Origin of the sequence: Leptothoe sp. ISB3NOV94-8A, assembly GCF_043421595.1 — a bacterium.
In the GTDB taxonomy this organism is placed as follows: Bacteria; Cyanobacteriota; Cyanobacteriia; order Phormidesmidales; family Phormidesmidaceae; genus Leptothoe; species Leptothoe turfae.
On sequence record NZ_JAXSQW010000001.1, the window covers coordinates 5908537 to 5924843 of the forward strand.

Here is a 16307-nt window from a genome sequence, read left to right on the forward strand (position 1 = left end):
ACTGTGTGGTGTCTATAGGGTCTGCTTAACCAGCGTGCATGTTTCTTAATTGACAGAAGCGTGCTTCATCACATTACACCCTATACATCGATTTTTTGACAGTGTGTGAAACCGTATTGGATTTGTAGAGGCGTCCCATGGAACGCCTCTACAAATCTATTTACCCTCCGGCGGAGGCTCGCTGCAGGTTAATCCCCAGTACCTGCGTGTAGGCTCCTCTAGCTTGAGTTACGCCGATGGTGCGCTCGGCAGACTCGATCATGGGGCGTCGAAGACTAACGACCATAAATTGTGCCTGTTGTGCCTGGTGACGAATCATTTTGGAAAGGCGTTCGACGTTGGCACCGTCTAGGAACATGTCCACCTCGTCAAAGGCATAGAAGGGGGAGGGACGATAGCGTTGTAGGGCGAAGATAAAACTGAGGGCAGTGAGGGATTTTTCTCCACCCGACATGGACGCGAGCCGACGAACGGGCTTGCCCTTGGGGTGGGCAACTAGATTTAATCCACCATTAAAGGGATCTTGGGGATCGTCGAGCTGCAGATAGCCATCTCCATCGGAGAGTTGCGCGAAAATGGCTTGGAAGTTTTTGTTGACCGCTTCAAATGCTTCTTGGAATGCGTGACGACGCAGAGTGGTGAAGTTTTCAATACGCAGTAATAACTCTGTACGCTCTTCTTCCAGGGTGGTGAGCTTATTGGTTAGTTCTTCCAAACGTTCTTGAGTGCGTTCATATTCCTCAAGGGCTAGCATATTGACTGGCTCCATAGCCTCAAGGCGACGCTGCAGGGACTTGAGCTGTTTTTGCAACGTTTCTAACGTCAGGTCTTCAGGGATCTCAGGCAGCGGGCTTGGGAGTTCAGCCTGTTTGGTTTCGATGGCTATCTGTAGCTCGTTGAGCTGCTGCTGTCGCTCTTGCTGAGTTTCGCTGAGTTTTTGTTGCTGCCACTCTAGCTGCTGTAGCTGGTTGCGTTGTTCCCGTAGTTGATGTTCTTTGCGATCGCGTTCCGCCTTCTCACCTGCCAAAGTCTTATCTAGCTCGGCCAGGGCTGCTTGGGTAGCAATAATCTCCTGCTTCAGCTCTGCTTGCTGCTTATTAATCTCTGTCTGTTGATTAATTTGACCCTGTTGCTGTTGACGGCCTTGTGCAAGGCTTTGCTGGTTGGTTTGAATTTTCTCCTGTAAGCGTTGGCGTTGAGCCTCTAGTTCGTTCTGTCGCTGCTGGGCGATTTGTAATAGCTGTTGACGCTCTGTCAGTTCGGCTTCTAAGGCTCGCACTTTACCCTGGGCCTGTTGCCATTCGCTATGGGTTTGGGATTCCTCTAAAGCCGTCAGTTCTTGGCGCTTTTGTATCAGTTGTCCTTCCTGTTCAGGAAGAGCGGTTTCCAACTGCTGCAAACGCTGCTGGGCAGCGGCATATTCAGATTGATATTGCTGTCGCTGCTGCTGTGCTTTTTCTAGACGTTGCTGTAGTTGCTGTTGCTGTTGCTGGGTTTGGGTGTTTTGTAATTGCTGTTCGCGGTAGCTTTGGCGGGTTTCGATCAATGTCTGAGATTGGGCTTTGACCGTGGCATCGGCCTGGGCAAGGGCGCGATCGCAACTCACTAAAATCCGCTCAATTTCGTGCAGCCGTTCTCGTAAGGCTTTCGCTTCTTCAGACTCTCCAGCTTCAACCGTGCCAAAATGTAGTCGACCCTGACGCCGCAGGCTACCGCCGGTCATCGCGCCGCTGCTTTCTAACACTTCACCATCCAGGGTGACCATGCGAAACTTTCCGAGATGGCGGCGCGCATCGTCGAGACGCTCAAAAACAGTGGTGTTGCCAAAGACAAAGGCAAACACTTCTCGGTACATGTCATCGCATTCAATCAGGTCGACAGCGTAGTCGATAAAGCCATCGGGGCGTTCCCATCGCCCTAACCTTTGCCCCCGAGGTGCGCGGATAGAGTTCAGCGGTAAGAAGGTGGCTCGACCAGCGCGCTTGCGTTTAAGAATGTCGATGCCTCGGGCGGCAACGCCGTCATGTTCAACGACCAAATAACCCAATCTTGCTCCAGCGGCAATTTCTAGCGCGGTTTGATATTTAGGATCTACACGCCCCAATTGGGCCACTAGACCGCAAATACCGGTCAGACCGCTGTTAATCAAAACTTCCGTAGCCTGGGTCCCACGGGTTTCTTGGAGTGCCTGCTCCTGGGCTTCCAGCTTGTCTAACTCTCGCTGCTGTTCTCGTTGTTCCCGTAGTAATCGGTCACGGGTTTCGCGGTGGGTCTTAAGCTCCTGTTCAGCTGTTGCTACAGCCTGCGCTAGGGTCTGAATTTTCGTTTCTGTGTTGGAGAGCTCAGGGTCTGCGGTTTGAGGGGTAGCGCTGAGCTCAGCTTCCAGGTTCTGAATTGCAGTGGTTTGAGCCGTGATCTGGCTCTGCAGTTGATTTAGGCGTTCCTGTAGTCGTACCTGTTCAGCGCGCTGAGGTTCCAGTGCTTTGAGCAGCGCTTCTACTTCGCGACGTAGGTTTGTTTGAGATTCGACCCAGGCTTGGGAGGCAGTTGCGATCGCACTCGTAGCTTCTCGGCTTTCCTCCACCGCCTGAGCTGCCCGATCGCGCTCAGCTTGCAGCTGCACGATCTCATTAGTGGTGAGAACACTCAGCTGCTGACCCAGGGACTCTAACTCTTGACTGCGCTGTTGTAACTCAACCTGGGTGGCTTGAAGTTTAGCGGCTAGCTCCCGTGTCGATTGGCTGAGGCTCTGCTTCTGACGTTCAAGCTGCCGCAACTCCGCCTCTTGCGTAGCAAGTTTAGACTGCAGTGCTAAATGCTCATCTTCGCCCAGAGCTTTGACCTTGGTATTAAGTACATCTAGTTCAGCGGCAGTGGTTTCAATTAACTTGACCAGCGTGAGGCGCTGTTCAGCCAATTTAGTAGCCTTTTCCTTGCCTTGGCTAATCTGGCGCTCTAAATTATCAGCTTGTTCCTGTTGTTGACGCCACCCTAAAACCGCTTGCCACTGGGTCTTTTCCTGGAGTGTCGCTTTGAGTTGCTTATACTTTTCAGCCTTTTTACGATCTTGATCAAGCCGTTCTAGTTGGTCGATTAATTCTCGCTCCACAATGCGAAAGCGTTCTTCACGTTCCCGCACCATATCAAGCTTGAGCTTTGCCTGGTCAATTTTCCGATCAAATGATGCCACCCCTGCCAGTTCATCGATAATTTCTCGACGCTCGCGCCCCTTCATCGAGATGATGCTGGTAACGTCCCCCTGTAGGACTACGTTGTAGCCTTCAGGATAGATGCGAAATCGTTGTAACTGTTCATGCAACTCAGTCAGGGTGCAGGGCTGGCCATCAATAAAATAATTTGATGTGTAAGTGCCTTGGGCTGTGACCCGCAGGCGACGAGTCACGCTCCATTCTCGCGGTAACGGAACCACATTATCAGGAGCACTAGCATTACTGGCCTGCCCATTGGCTTCGGCACCATTCTGATGAGCTGGAGTTGTGGTTGACGCTACCGATAAGGTTGGATCTGTCGAGCCCCCATTATCGGTAGCGTTGATGTCTGGTTCTAAATTTGTTTCAGGACCTTCTGTATCATTAGGCTCTTGAGCTTCCTGCTCTGGATTTGTGGTCTCTACCTCTACCGAATTCGCTGCTGTATCTGAGTTGTCATGGATGCCACTTTCTTCCTCTTCCTTCTGCCGATCTTGAGGATTACTGTCGTCATCACTTAAAAGTTCTGGCGGGATATCGCTGATGTCAAATGTGACTGTGACGCTGGCTTCTGATGTGGAGCGTCGACTGGCATGATTTTGATTAACCAGATCTGGCAAGCGCTCAGCTCGCATACCCTTAGAACTGGCTAACCCTAAGCAGAATAGAAGTGCATCAAGGATGTTCGACTTTCCCGAACCATTGGGTCCAGAAATAACGGTAAAACCCGGTAACAGAGGGACCTGAGTCGTACCTCCAAAAGATTTAAAGTGGGAGAGTTCAACTCGCTTTACATGCACAAAGCAAACGCACTCGAACTAGTGCGTACAAGTGTACTTAGACCATAACATTTGCGTTCCATGTACAGCCAGTGCAATGGGGGGATCAACAACTGCTGTAAAGAACGATGGCTCTCCAAACAGCAAGACTTGGTGGGGCAATCCAAGAAGCTAAAATAATCTAGCCAGGAATGTGTAAAGCGGATTATTTATTTAGCCAGACTATAGTTTGCCAGATTTTGTTGAAATCGCAAGATAACCTTATCCAATTTCCAGCATTCGTGTCTACGATGCAGGCTACCTTAGGATAGTTCTAAAATGACTACGGGAAGACAAAGACCTTTATTTGCCTAGGGCGTATCCAAATGGGACCCTGATGGTTGAGCTGGTGGAAGTTGCAGTTCTACATATGTGTACTTTGAATTCCAGTGTTTCCTTTTTCCTCTGGTTTGCTCTGTGTCCTCCACTGTTTTTTCTAAACTATCTCAGCCGGTTATTTTAGGATTTGACCCAGGCCGCGCTAAGTGTGGTCTAGCCATTGTTGGGGTAGATCGCTCATTGTGCTACCACGAGGTGGTTCCGGCTGAGGATGTGATTGAGCATATTGAATCCCTACGTCAGACCTATCCTATCTCGCTGATTGTGATGGGGGACCAGACTGGGGCCAAAATCTGGAAACAGGAATTATCGCAGCGACTACGAGAAAGTCCCAATATCATTTTGGTGGATGAGCGTTATAGCAGTCTGGAAGCTCGCGATCGCTATTGGGAAATGTTTCCCCCTAAAGGTCTGAATCGGATATTGCCCCAGAGTATGCGCAGTATTCCTCGCCCCATTGATGATATCGTCGCGATTTTATTAATTGAGCGGTACCTCAACAAGCTGACTGAAGTCGAGCTGTGATTTGGGCAGATGTTTTATATTTCGCTATCCAAGCAATTTAATATCTCTAAAAGTTCAACGCCGAACTTTGAAACATCAGCCAGGAAATGCCGAACTTTGAAACATCAGCCAGGATAGGAAAAAGTTACTAATGAAAATAGCCAGTAGGGCGGTCACCACTGCTGTCGTGGTTGATTGCCCTACACCCTTGGCTCCCCCTGTTGTGGTTAAGCCCCAGCTCGAACCAATGATTGCTATGAGGCCGCCAAATACGAGGGCTTTGATGATTGCAGCGACTAAATCCCTGACCTCTAGAAACAGCCTTGCTGAGTCTAGAAAGACAGTTTGGGAAATATTGAACATTGTGCTTGTGATCAGCAAACCCCCCGTCATACCTGTAATGAATGACAGGATTGTTAGCAGAGGCAGCATCAACGCACAGGCAACAACTCGGGGCAATACCAGGTAGTCAACCGGGTCTGTCTTCAGGAGCTGCAATGCATCAATCTGCTCGGTCACTTGCATAGTGCCAATTTCAGCTGCGAATGCAGAACCAACCCGACCAGCAATGATCACGGCAGTTAACACTGGGGCTAGCTCCCTTGCCAGCGTCAACGCTAGCACTCCACCAACGGCTGTGCTAGCTCCAAAGTTAATAAATTCACGGGTGACTTGAATTGTGAACACCATACCGACGAAGCTGGCAGTCACCAAAGTGATCAGCAAAGACTCTGGTCCCACGGCAGCCATTTGCTCAATGGTGTTACGCCGATGTAAAGGGCGAGTTGCGAGGTGAACAATGACTTGACCACCCAGTAGAATGGCAGCCATCAAACGCTGACCCCATTTGGCAAGGCTCGACGTAGGAAATGCAGCAGACAAAGGGGATGACTCCTTAGATGCGGGGCAGCAATGAATATTTGAGCATGAGGCTTAATTATTTTAATGGGTTAAGCAGTGGGTTAAGGCAAGACTCTAAATGCTCCGTAGTTTTATGAAAATTTAAGATTCCTCAAGTTGACGCCCATATTCAATGATTGCTCGTATTGTTGGGGTGGTTGTTCCTTATGCCCATGCAGCCAAAAAATGGCAGGAGGTAGAGATGGGCTTGCAGTTATTTAGTTCTTTAGTGCTGACATTGGTCATCTGCTTTTTGCTGCCTGCAGCTGGCATGGGAGTAGCGTTAGGTGCTTTGACCTTGGGCGTTTGGTCGCCGTTATCGACCATTAGTGCTGTAGGTAAAGATTATATGGTGGATTTTTTAATCACCTTTGGTGCAGGCAATATGGTTCAAGGTTTTGTAATTATTTGCTTAACCATCAGTATTGTGGGTGGCTTATTCGATATGTTTACGTTTTACAAATATCTCTATTTGAAATAGAGAGTTTGCCGGAGCGTGTGAATATATCAGCCAGCTTGACTATTTAACAGGACGATATTTACTCTCACGGCATTAGGGCGAATATTAGTGATTTCACTGAATCATCAATATATTGTTGGCACAACATAAAGAAAAGTATCTATGCTGGTAACGGTATTTTGCGCTGAGGTGCTATGGGCGTAATTCCGTTGGCTAAGCCAAAGGTGACGTTTCTATGGACAGCCGCTCTGGCTGTTTTGTTATGGGTGGGACTGGGTGAACCGGCTTGGGCTCAGGTCTCGGGGATATCTGGCCAAGAGCAACTCGCGGTTGAGGCCGAGCCAGAAAGCTCTATTCAGCCTTATCTTGATCGCGTGGCCAATGACGTTAGCGAGTTTACGCTTGATAACGGCATGAAGTTTATCGTGTTGGAGCGTCATCAGGCTCCAGTGGTGTCGATGATGCTCTATGCCAAGGTGGGGGCGGTTAATGAGGAAGATGGTCATACCGGTGTTGCCCATTATCTGGAGCACTTAGCGTTCAAAGGCACAACTCAAATTGGTACCAAGGACTACTCGGCAGAAGCACCGCTGCTACAGGAGATGGATGTGGTCTTTGATCAGCTGATGGCGGCTGAGAAATCAGGTGATGAAGAAAAAACGGCGACGTTGCGATCGCAGTTCGATACCCTTCAATCTCAGGCTGCAGAATACGTTGAACAAAATAAGTTTGGCCAAATTATCGAGCAGTCTGGTGGTCGTGGTCTGAATGCCACCACCTCTGCCGATGCCACCCGTTACTTCTATAGCCTGCCCTCAAATAAGTTAGAGCTGTGGATGTCTTTGGAATCAGAACGCTTCATTGATCCTGTATTCCGTGAATTTTACAAAGAAAAAGAAGTCATCCTGGAAGAGCGCCGCATGCGGGTGGACAACTCCCCCATCGGCCAAATCGTTGAAAAGTTCTTAGAAGTTGCGTTTGACCAGCATCCGTACCGTCGTCCGGTCATTGGCTATAAGGAAGACCTGCGCTTAGCCACTCGCGAAGATATCGCCAAGTTTTTTGATGCTTATTATGGACCGAGCAATTTGATTGCTGCTGTGGTGGGGGATGTTGACCCTGATAATGTCAAGGCTCTAGCCACCGCCTATTTTGGTCGCACTCAATCCCGTAGCCTCCCTCCCGAAGTCGGCATACAGGAACCACCTCAGACAGAGCCTAAATCCTTTGAACTGAAGCTACCCAGTCAACCCTGGTATTTAGAAGGCTTCCATCGTCCTGGTATTAATCATTCTGACCATGTGGTTTATGCCATGATTGAGAGCATTTTGGTAGGGGGGCGCACCTCACGCATGTATCAAGACATGGTGGTGCAATCCCAAGTAGCTCTGAATATTGGCAGCGCCAATGGATTCCCTGGTGATCGCTACGACAATATTCTCTTGCTCTATGGCCTGACGGCTCCTGGTCATACCGTTGATGATATGGCTGAGCGGATGGATGTTTTGCTTACTCAAATAAAGCAAGAACCCGTGACCCCTGAGGAATTAGACCGGGTGAAAACTCAAGCTAGAGCTTCTCTGTTGCGCAATCTGGATTCCAATGCCGGTATGGCGAGCCTGTTGACTGAATACGAAGCTAAAACCAATGACTGGCGTAATGTATTTGAAGAATTAAAAGCCATTGAAGCGGTTACAGCTGAAGATGTGCAGCGTGTAGCTCAAGCAACCTTTGTGCCGAGTAATCGCACCGTTGGTAAACTGCTATCGACGGAGCCATAGCAGCCGGAATATAGAAGCCAGAAGATAGGAACGAGAACAAATTCTTCTCTACCTATCTTTTCTTTTACTTTCTTCTAGTCTTTAGCTAAGCATCTTCACAACGGTTCTCTCTTGCCAACTGCCCATTCTCCTTAAACCCTATGTTCTGGTTTTCTAAGCGTCGTCTGACCACAAGCTTCTTTCTGGCCATGGCTACTCTTGGCTTGGTTCTCACCCTGGGGTGGAGCAAGCCCGCCAATGCTGTGACGGCGCACCACTACACTGATCTAGAATTTGAACCCCTCAGCGAAATTCAAATTCCTGAGTTTGAACGCTATGAGTTACCCAATGGCCTGGTTGTGTACCTCATGGAGAAACATGACCTCCCTTTAGTAAGCGGTTCAGCAACGTTTAGGGCTGGGGAATTTATGGAGCCTGAGGGCAAAACCGGCCTAGCCAGCATTATGGGAGAATCCATGCGGGTAGGGGGAACAGTTAACTATACTCCTGATCAACTCAATCAATTTTTAGAACAGCGGGCGGCATCGGTTGAGAGTAGTCTGAGTGCGACTACGGGGAGTGCTAGCTTTAGCGCTCTGAGTGAGGATCTAGCCGACGTATTTGCAATTTTTTCAGAGGTGATCCAGCAGCCAGCCTTTGCCCCAGAAAAAATTGACCTAATTAAAAGTCAGTACCGTGGCAGCATTGCTCGCCGTAATGATGACCCAGATGATGTCACTACCCGTGAGTTTCGCAAATTAATTTACGGTGATGAAAGTCCCTTTGCTCGCATGGTGGAGTACAGCGACATTGAGAATATTTCACGGGATGACGTTATTGACTTTTATCAAACAGCTATTCAGCCTAGCGGCACAATTTTAGGTATCAGCGGCGATTTTGATGCTACTCAGATGAAGGTGCTGATTGAAGAGTTCTTTGCTGACTGGTCACCCTCAGCTAGGGCAAAGGCTAATGTGCAAGTGCCTCAGGTAGAGCAGCAAACCAATGGTCTATATGTGGTAGATCAGCCCCAGCTCACCCAGAGTTATATTCACATTGGTCATTTGGGGGGTCGTTTAGATAGCCCTGACCATGCCCCGATGGTCATTCTCAACGAAGTGCTAAACGGCTTTGGTGGTCGCCTATTTAATGATATTCGCTCGCGTCAGGGTCTGGCCTACGTGGTTTATGCCTTCTGGAGTCCTCGCTATGACTACCCTGGCTTATTTATTGGCGGTGGTCAAACTCGGTCTGAGACGACGGTACCTTTTATTGAAACCATGTATAGGGAAATTCAGCGGGTACGTCAGGAGCCGATTAAGGCTGAGGAATTGCAATATGCCAAAGATGCAGTGCTCAATAGCTTTGTGTTTAACTTTGCAACTCCGGAGCAAACGCTGTCGCGGCTGATTCGCTATGAGTACTACGGCTATCCATCCGATTTTGTCTTTGAGTTTCAAAAGGCAGTAGAGTCGACAACAATTGAGCAGGTGCTAGAAGCGGCTCAACGTAATTTGAAGCCCAGTGATTTGGTGACCATCGTGGTGGGCAATATTGATGCCATTGACCCTTCTTTAGGGACCTTAGCAGAGGAGGTCAAAATTACTCCGATCGATATTTCTATCCCAGAGTCATCGGTATAGAAGGACTCTTTATTGCCCATGCTTCATTGCTCATATAGAGAATGTCTGAGGAGTACTAGCCCACTAACAGATCTTCTTCGGGGTAGTGTATTGTGCTGGGTCTGGGATCCCCCAAAAGGGCAGACATGAGTAATAAAATGCCTACTCGGCCAATGTACATGGTGACAATGATGACCAACTGGCCGAGGGTGGATAGCTGAGCTGTAATGCCTGTGGATAGCCCTACGGTGGCAAAAGCGGACACTGTTTCAAATAGCAGGTCGATAAATTCGATGCCTGGGTCTGTTAGCGACAGCAGAATGGTCACCATGACCACCGTCATGCCTGATGCAACAACAACACCAACGGCTTTAAGCACCCGCTTATCAGGGATTTCCCGCTGATAGGCCAGGACTTCATCTTCACCTTTGAGGACGGTGCGGGTGCAGTTGAGCAAAATGCGTATTGTGGTGGTCTTGATGCCGCCACCAGTACTGCCGGGACTAGCGCCGATGAACATAAGTGCGATCGCAATAAACAACGAACTCGTCTCCATGGCCCCAATATCAATGGAGTTAAACCCAGCGGTTCGCATAATTACTGATTGGAAGCCCGCCTCCAGCAATTTCATATTCAAAGGCTCGCCACGCAGAGTAGCAGGATTGCTAAACTCCACAGCAAAAAAGGCCAGGGTGCCAAGAATTAAAAGGACTATGGAGGTGCTAGTGACCACCTTGAAGTGGAGTGAAAAAACCTGGTGCTGACGTTTGCGGCGGATGCGATCGCGTACCCAAATAAACATCTCCATAATCACCTGGTAACCAATACCGCCAATAATCACCAAGCCAGCAATCACCCCATTAATCCAAGGAGACCGAGCATATTGCACCAGACTGTCAGAAAATAGGCTAAACCCCGCATTATTAAAGGCGCTGATGCTATGAAAGATAGATAGCCACAGACTTTGTCCTGCACCATAATCATTGGCAAAGCGAGGCAGTAGTGAAAAGGCCCCGCTCAGCTCAAAAATCATGGTCATGGCGATAATTGATTTGATCAGGGATGCCGCAGATGATAATTCAGTCGTGTCCAACGATTGTTGAATGGCCAGCCGATCTTTGAGACCTAAACGTCGCCCCAATAACAGCAGTAGCAACGTGGTTGCCGTCATGTATCCCAGACCACCCAGCTGTATCAGCAGTAAAATGATGCCTTGGCCGAGAGGTGAAAAATAGGAGCCCGTATCCACCACAATCAGGCCTGTGACACACACCGCTGATGTCGCCGTGAACAGGGCCACGATTGGGTCATTCCATTCACCATTGGCTGTTGCAAAGGGCAGCATTAGTAACAGTGTGCCAACGGTGATCACCGTCAAAAAGCCGACACATACAGTCCTTGAAACGGTCATTGGTGGTTTACTCGCATAGTCCTAATTTAGGATGGTCCCTGCTGATTGTGGAGCAATCGGTGTATTAGCCCAATCTGCCAATACCTAAATTACATATCGGTCAATTTTATGATGCTGTCTTCTTTCAATGGAGATGATTTTGCAATATTCCCTTGGAAAATAAGCAAGAAGGAGGCAATTCTCCATGAGAACAACCCCCTTCCATAGGCCTGTATTGATCAAGTGACCGCAGTTATCGGTCAACGTTGAATTTAGTTAGTGCAATCTACCAGGCGCACAACAGCAGTGGCTGCATAGTTGCGAAGGGCATCAGTATTAGGTGCAAACGCTGTGCCACTCTCATTTACAGGGCTGGCAATGCCACAATAGGCTGAGAGGTTAGAAATCACACTATCAGCCCAGTGACCTTCAGTATCAGAGAACGCAAAGGCCTGTTGTGTGGGCGTTAAAGCAGTTCCCTGACCAAGGGTGCGCTTGCGATACTCAGCCGCTCTACGCAGTACAGCCATCATCTCGGCCCGAGTTACTTCATCGCTGGGCCTGAAGGTACCTTCGGGGTCGCCGCTGACAATGCCACTTTGGCTAGCAAATTGGATTTTTGCAGCACTCCAGCGATCTTGAGGAACGTCGGAGAAGGGAGAGCTAGTAACCTGACTGGGCAGGGCAATAGAGATATTGTCCTGGGCATCCAGTGCTTCAATCACCATGGAGACGAGCTGTTCACGGGTCAGGGCATTACGAGGACGGAAGGTGCCATCCTGGAAGCCGGCAATGAAGCCGATTTCTACTGCACGATTAATCTGTGATGCGTAGACATCGTTCGTGACATCGCGAAAAGCGACTTCTGTCGGTGTGTCAGGATCAGGCGTAGTAGGTGTCCCAGGGTCGGTCACTACGGGGCCACCCCCTTCTACTAGCGACGCTAGGCTGGCATCGTTAGTCAGATACAAGTGTCCTAGTTGACGCCCTTCAAGGGTGCGACGGGTGAGACGCCAGCCAGGATTGAGAAAGACTTTGGTAAACCCATTTTCTGCTTGGCCAAAGGTACGACCAAGGTTGATGGGATCTGCATTGCGATAAGGATTAGTGGGAAAACTGCTAGGTCTACCAACCAAAATATACTCGCCATCTGCTTCCCTGATCTCCAGGTTAAAACGGCTGCCAGCCTCGCCATCACTAGTGCGAATGGAGTAACCATTACTGTCGGTGCTACGTCCACAGATGCCACTGAAGTCAAAGTTAAGCAATAGTGGTTCGATTTGAGTGGGTTGTGAGCCAGACTCACTCCAACACTGACGCTCATCGGTTCTCTGTTCGATGATCATGAATTGGGGGCGACCCAGCAGACCACCGCCAGGAGCGGCCACGAGTACAAAGTCTTCTTGATCAACTTCAACATTGCCAAAAGACTGGGCATCTACGCGGGTAGTCGCTCCAAGAATAGTTAGGTTCGCTGCGGTGGCAGCAGCGATAGCTAAGCGTAGTGGATTCATTGTTGATTTCTTGAAAGTATGAAGCAGGACCTGATTTGAATGTTGCCCGATGGGCATAAAGACGTGACGTTACGGTAATTTTTCTTGATGGAAGCTTTAATTTAAAAACTTCAGATGTTAACCCGATATTTTTAACCCTAAGGACTAACCCAGCACTCAAAGCCGTGATTTTGGCTTTTTTAGGGTTACCCTTAGGCTTTCAGGAACGTAATAAAGACCGTTTCCTTCGTGTCGAAGCCGCACGGCGAACCATATGCTTCTACATGGGTAAGTGCCATTACGGAAACTAGACCACAAACTTGCCTTTGTTATGTTGAATTTGACACGATAGAACTGCTGTGTAAGGAGCTCCTCAAGAATGCAACCGATGGTTCTAGGAATAACCCAGTGGCTATGGCATTGCAGACTTCATCCGGTCGCTTTAGCGGGCGTCACACTATTGACCATGATGTTTGTTCAGAGTCCAATCGCCCAAGCCTTGGATGAAAATGATCTCAAACGCTTGCTTGAAACGAATGAATGCCCTGGTTGCAACTTAGAACAGGCTGATTTAAGACGCTTAGATCTGACGGGTGCCAATCTGGAAGGTGCCAACTTGAGAGACGCTAATTTGTTCTATGCAGTTTTAGATGGCGCTAATCTCAAAGGGGCCGATCTGAGCCAGAGTAACTTGGCGTATGTCAGAGCCCTGACTATCCTAACAGAGGCCACCGATAGTGAAGGCAACTTCCTCGAATTTCCAGCCCAATTTGTAGGTGCTGACCTGGAGGGGGCTCTACTAAACTATGCTGACTTTTCTGGTGCTGAAATGATGGAAGCTAATTTTTTAGATGCTTACATCAATAAGACTCAATTCGTAGGAGCTCAACTACAGCATTCCAACTTTGTGGGGGTTATCCACGATGTTGATCTGACAGGGGCCAATCTCTGTGGTGCGACCTACTGGGGAGGCATTGACTATAGACGTGCTTGTAATGTGCCTGTACCTGATTTGGTAGAGTAGGCGAGGCCTTTTGATAAATGGACAAGGAGATTTTGAGTTTTGAATTTCCAAGTTTTGAGTTGTAGACCATCGCCAATGATGTCTTTACTGAACTGTAGCTCACTCAAAATTAAGAACTCAAAACTCAAAATTTCTAAACCTGGCTAGTCTTGCTTCACTTTTTTGAGCATTTCTACGAGAACATGGTGGGCGTCCTTGGCATCGGCTAAGGGACGCTCAAAGCTAACACGTACGGGCGTGTTTTGGCCGTTTACCGTGGCATCTAGATCCATGCCAGTGGTGTCAATGGCTGTCATGGTGGCCGCTGTTGCAGCGGTGGCATCGCCAAACTTTTGGGCGTAGATTAGCACTGCATCGGCGTGATCATCATTCATGTGCTTACAGATGCGATCGCTGACAGTTGACGTAATTGCTTCAGCCATAGAATTTTCCTGAAAAATTTCCTACACTACTGTTCTAAATCATAGGCGGGTCTTCAACATGATTGTTTTGTAATAACAATTCATGGCATTGTTAGAGACGTTATAGAACTTGTTTCTTTGCGCTCAGGCAGTTGATAGTATCCTCATCTCCCCCGCCCGGCAGCGAGCATCCTTGGCCAACGGGGCATATTTTTCAGAGCCCTGGGGCCCATCTCACCTATCGTGTTATCGGTCCCTGTTGCCGATTATTTGACCGTGAACAATTGCCTTGGCCTTGTTGTCGTCTACAGTGGCGTGGCAAAGAGCCGAGTTGGCGACGCATTGGTCGACGCTTCATTGTGGATCTAGCGACTAGGCGTCATCCATCCTACTGTGTTGAGATTGTGGGCCAAGGATATCGTGCCCAACCCATTGTGGTGACTCTCTACATGAGTCTTTTATCTAGGGAGATGCAGAACTGGTGGCACACCAAGCGGCGCTATTTAGAATCAGGAACCACCGATGCTGGCTCGTTAGAGAAGGCCAATTCATCTAAAGAGACGATACCTATGCAAGTCAGGAGTGCTCAACCCGCTCCATAAATCTTGCGATAGGATTGTTAATGTCTCTCCTAGCAATTCATATTGACGGACGGTTATGAGTATTGAGGTTCATTTCTTGCCCGATAACGTCACCGTTTCGGCCAATCCAGGAGAACCTATTTTACAAGTTGCAGAACGTGCTGGAGTTACCATACCCACTGGATGCTTGATGGGCTCATGTCATGCCTGTGAAGTTGATGTGGAAGGTCAAGAAGAACCGATTTGTGCCTGTATCTCTGCTGTTCCAGCGACCCAGTCTCCCTATGTTATTAATCTCTATGTAGATCCCACCTGGTAAGTAGCCACCACTTGGTAATCCCTCATCCACCAGGTGGCAGCTAGTAATCAAGACTATGGGTGACAGACAGCTACTCTGTTAGTGCTTTTGGCGCTCACTCTAAGAGTACAGCTTCATAAGGAATGACGCCGACCTTGTCGCTGCCCAAACATTGGGCAGCTGCCTTAGATAAATCCAAGGAACGTTTACCAATGTAAGGTCCTCGATCGTTAATGCGCACAACCACTGTCCGATTATTGTTCAAATTACGGACTTGCAGAATGGTATTGAACGGTAAGGATTTGTGGGCTGCGGTCAAAGTATTTTGATCAAAGGTCTCTCCATTGGCCGTTAAGCGACCATGGAAATAGGGGCCATACCAAGATGCAATGCCATTGAGCTCTTGTTCAGAAGGCTTTAATCCCTTAAACATTAACTGAATTGTGCCAGCGTCTAACGGGGCTGCACCCATTTTCTGACGCAGGTGGTCGCTCCAAGCAATGGCTGCCCATTCGTTGCTTAATGCCAAGGCACTATCTACAGAAACATCGTCCCTATTCTCCTGGGTTAGTATCTTCAGCAAGATGTCACTGCTTAAACGAATGGCGGGTTGAGGGCTACCTAAAACAGGTGCTATTTCATGAGGATTGATGGGCTCATCGACCAGCATTGCTTGCAGGCTCTGGGCCACCTGCTCAGTGTCGTTTGTGCTGTTGACTGCGCCAATGACATTCCCTCGCAGTAAAACCTGTAACGTCGCAGTGCCCTGAGGGGCGGCGTAAGGAATATCAACACACTGCTGCAATTCCTGTCTAGGCATCACTGGGGTTGGACTTTCCGGTTCTGCAACCACTGGATTAGTAGTGGTGCTAGTGGATGAATTCTGGCTAGCTTGCGTTTTGCCAAACTCAGGAGTTTGCGCTGCTATGGAAGGAATATCTGATGATGAGGTTGTACTGGCAGCCTCAATTTGTGATAAAGGATTGCTGAGGGAGCTAGTTGCAAATGCTTGCTCAAGAGATTCAGCCCCATAGGCTAAATTTAGAGGCTCCAACAGTTGAAAGGACCTATCAGGCAGTAGGGTTTTAATTTGGTCGGAGTCGGTCGGTAATGCTTCAGCGAAGACGTGTGACTGTTGGCGAACTTGCTGAGGTAATAATACAGCTAGGGTTTCGAGCAAACCCGAAGAAATGGTTGGTTTCTGTAGGGTGATTTGATTAGTTCGGCTTACACCATTAGTAAGCGCGGGCGCTGAAGATACGGTTACTTCAAGAACCGGTACATCAAACATAAAAGAGCTTACAGATGAACACTTTACTAAAGAACCAGCTCCCAGACCTGGTGTGAAACCGTAATTTCAACATAGACGGTAGCTGGTGCCAGAAAAAATTAGGAAATAACTCTACCCTCTGGCCAGGTATTGTATCTAAAATTACAGTCCGTTCAGTATACAGTCTGTTCTTAGTATTAATACTTTCTGTCATCGACTCATTAATAACTGAAAAGGC

General features: G+C 48.5%; 13 protein-coding genes. 7 read left to right on the forward strand and 6 right to left on the reverse strand.

The genetic code is table 11. The features are described from left to right. Positions 1 to 160: 160 nt before the first annotated feature. Positions 161 to 4009: a chromosome segregation protein SMC gene (smc, locus tag SPB21_RS25375; protein ID WP_499867988.1), complete on the reverse strand. Its 3849-nt coding sequence runs from the start codon at positions 4007 to 4009 to the stop codon at positions 161 to 163. Positions 4010 to 4444: 435 nt separating this feature from the next. Here smc and SPB21_RS25380 point away from each other — a divergent pair, with 435 nt between their 5' ends. Next, entirely contained in the window at positions 4445 to 4891 is a 447-nt protein-coding gene (locus tag SPB21_RS25380) for a RuvC family protein (RefSeq protein ID WP_163661199.1), read from the forward strand. A 75-nt stretch (positions 4892 to 4966) separates the two neighbouring features. On the opposite strand, the gene SPB21_RS25385 is transcribed toward SPB21_RS25380, so the two are convergent. Beyond that, a complete protein-coding gene (locus SPB21_RS25385; protein ID WP_163661197.1) occupies positions 4967 to 5752 on the reverse strand; it encodes an MlaE family lipid ABC transporter permease subunit in 786 nt (261 codons plus the stop codon). Positions 5753 to 5903: 151 nt separating this feature from the next. On the opposite strand from SPB21_RS25385, the gene SPB21_RS25390 reads away from it, so the two are divergent. The 3 genes from SPB21_RS25390 to SPB21_RS25400 all read left to right on the forward strand — a co-directional run bounded on the left by SPB21_RS25390 (position 5904) and on the right by SPB21_RS25400 (position 9633). After that, a complete protein-coding gene (locus tag SPB21_RS25390) occupies positions 5904 to 6251 on the forward strand; it encodes a hypothetical protein (RefSeq protein WP_163661195.1) in 348 nt (115 codons plus the stop codon). 173 nt (positions 6252 to 6424) lie between these two features. Continuing rightward, positions 6425 to 8011, forward strand: coding sequence for a M16 family metallopeptidase (locus SPB21_RS25395; RefSeq protein WP_499057093.1), 1587 nt, complete (start codon positions 6425 to 6427; stop codon positions 8009 to 8011). Positions 8012 to 8151: 140 nt separating this feature from the next. Next, positions 8152 to 9633, forward strand: coding sequence for a M16 family metallopeptidase (locus SPB21_RS25400; protein WP_163661191.1), 1482 nt, complete (start codon positions 8152 to 8154; stop codon positions 9631 to 9633). Between the two features lie 55 nt (positions 9634 to 9688). Here the strand turns inward: SPB21_RS25400 and SPB21_RS25405 are convergent, their stop codons facing one another. Together SPB21_RS25405 and SPB21_RS25410 are read right to left on the reverse strand one after the other, a co-directional pair. Beyond that, entirely contained in the window at positions 9689 to 11023 is a 1335-nt protein-coding gene (locus tag SPB21_RS25405; protein WP_163661189.1) for a TrkH family potassium uptake protein, read from the reverse strand. A gap of 251 nt (positions 11024 to 11274) precedes the next feature. Further along, positions 11275 to 12516, reverse strand: coding sequence for a DUF3747 domain-containing protein (locus tag SPB21_RS25410; RefSeq protein WP_499867989.1), 1242 nt, complete (start codon positions 12514 to 12516; stop codon positions 11275 to 11277). Between the two features lie 367 nt (positions 12517 to 12883). On the opposite strand from SPB21_RS25410, the gene SPB21_RS25415 reads away from it, so the two are divergent. Continuing rightward, positions 12884 to 13519 carry a pentapeptide repeat-containing protein gene (locus SPB21_RS25415; RefSeq protein WP_250566021.1) on the forward strand — a complete coding sequence of 212 codons (636 nt, stop codon included), beginning with the start codon at positions 12884 to 12886 and terminating at the stop codon, positions 13517 to 13519. A gap of 143 nt (positions 13520 to 13662) precedes the next feature. Here SPB21_RS25415 and SPB21_RS25420 read toward each other — a convergent pair whose 3' ends face one another. Beyond that, a complete protein-coding gene (locus SPB21_RS25420; protein WP_163661183.1) occupies positions 13663 to 13941 on the reverse strand; it encodes a DUF2470 domain-containing protein in 279 nt (92 codons plus the stop codon). Between the two features lie 131 nt (positions 13942 to 14072). Between SPB21_RS25420 and SPB21_RS25425 the strand changes: the two genes are divergently transcribed. Continuing rightward, a complete protein-coding gene (locus tag SPB21_RS25425; protein WP_499867990.1) occupies positions 14073 to 14522 on the forward strand; it encodes a DUF8632 family protein in 450 nt (149 codons plus the stop codon). A 55-nt stretch (positions 14523 to 14577) separates the two neighbouring features. Then, positions 14578 to 14820 (forward strand): 2Fe-2S iron-sulfur cluster-binding protein, encoded by a 243-nt coding sequence (locus SPB21_RS25430; RefSeq protein ID WP_006517251.1) that lies wholly within the window; start codon positions 14578 to 14580, stop codon positions 14818 to 14820. Between the two features lie 94 nt (positions 14821 to 14914). Here SPB21_RS25430 and SPB21_RS25435 read toward each other — a convergent pair whose 3' ends face one another. After that, the gene (locus tag SPB21_RS25435; protein ID WP_250566020.1) at positions 14915 to 16090 is read right to left on the reverse strand and encodes a septal ring lytic transglycosylase RlpA family protein; all 1176 of its coding nucleotides are present in this window, start codon (positions 16088 to 16090) and stop codon (positions 14915 to 14917) included. Positions 16091 to 16307 lie beyond the last annotated feature (217 nt).

Bases quoted from the DNA above. Each gene is read 5' to 3' on its own strand.
- SPB21_RS25410 (WP_499867989.1), bottom strand. From the start codon at position 12,516: ATGAATCCACTACGCTTAGCTATCGCTGCTGCCACCGCAGCGAACCTA.
- SPB21_RS25395 (WP_499057093.1), top strand. From the start codon at position 6,425: ATGGGCGTAATTCCGTTGGCTAAGCCAAAGGTGACGTTTCTATGGACA.
- SPB21_RS25400 (WP_163661191.1), top strand. From the start codon at position 8,152: ATGTTCTGGTTTTCTAAGCGTCGTCTGACCACAAGCTTCTTTCTGGCC.
- SPB21_RS25415 (WP_250566021.1), top strand. From the start codon at position 12,884: ATGGTTCTAGGAATAACCCAGTGGCTATGGCATTGCAGACTTCATCCG.
- SPB21_RS25430 (WP_006517251.1), top strand. From the start codon at position 14,578: ATGAGTATTGAGGTTCATTTCTTGCCCGATAACGTCACCGTTTCGGCC.
- SPB21_RS25390 (WP_163661195.1), top strand. From the start codon at position 5,904: ATGATTGCTCGTATTGTTGGGGTGGTTGTTCCTTATGCCCATGCAGCC.
- SPB21_RS25420 (WP_163661183.1), bottom strand. From the start codon at position 13,941: ATGGCTGAAGCAATTACGTCAACTGTCAGCGATCGCATCTGTAAGCAC.
- SPB21_RS25405 (WP_163661189.1), bottom strand. From the start codon at position 11,023: ATGACCGTTTCAAGGACTGTATGTGTCGGCTTTTTGACGGTGATCACC.
- SPB21_RS25435 (WP_250566020.1), bottom strand. From the start codon at position 16,090: ATGTTTGATGTACCGGTTCTTGAAGTAACCGTATCTTCAGCGCCCGCG.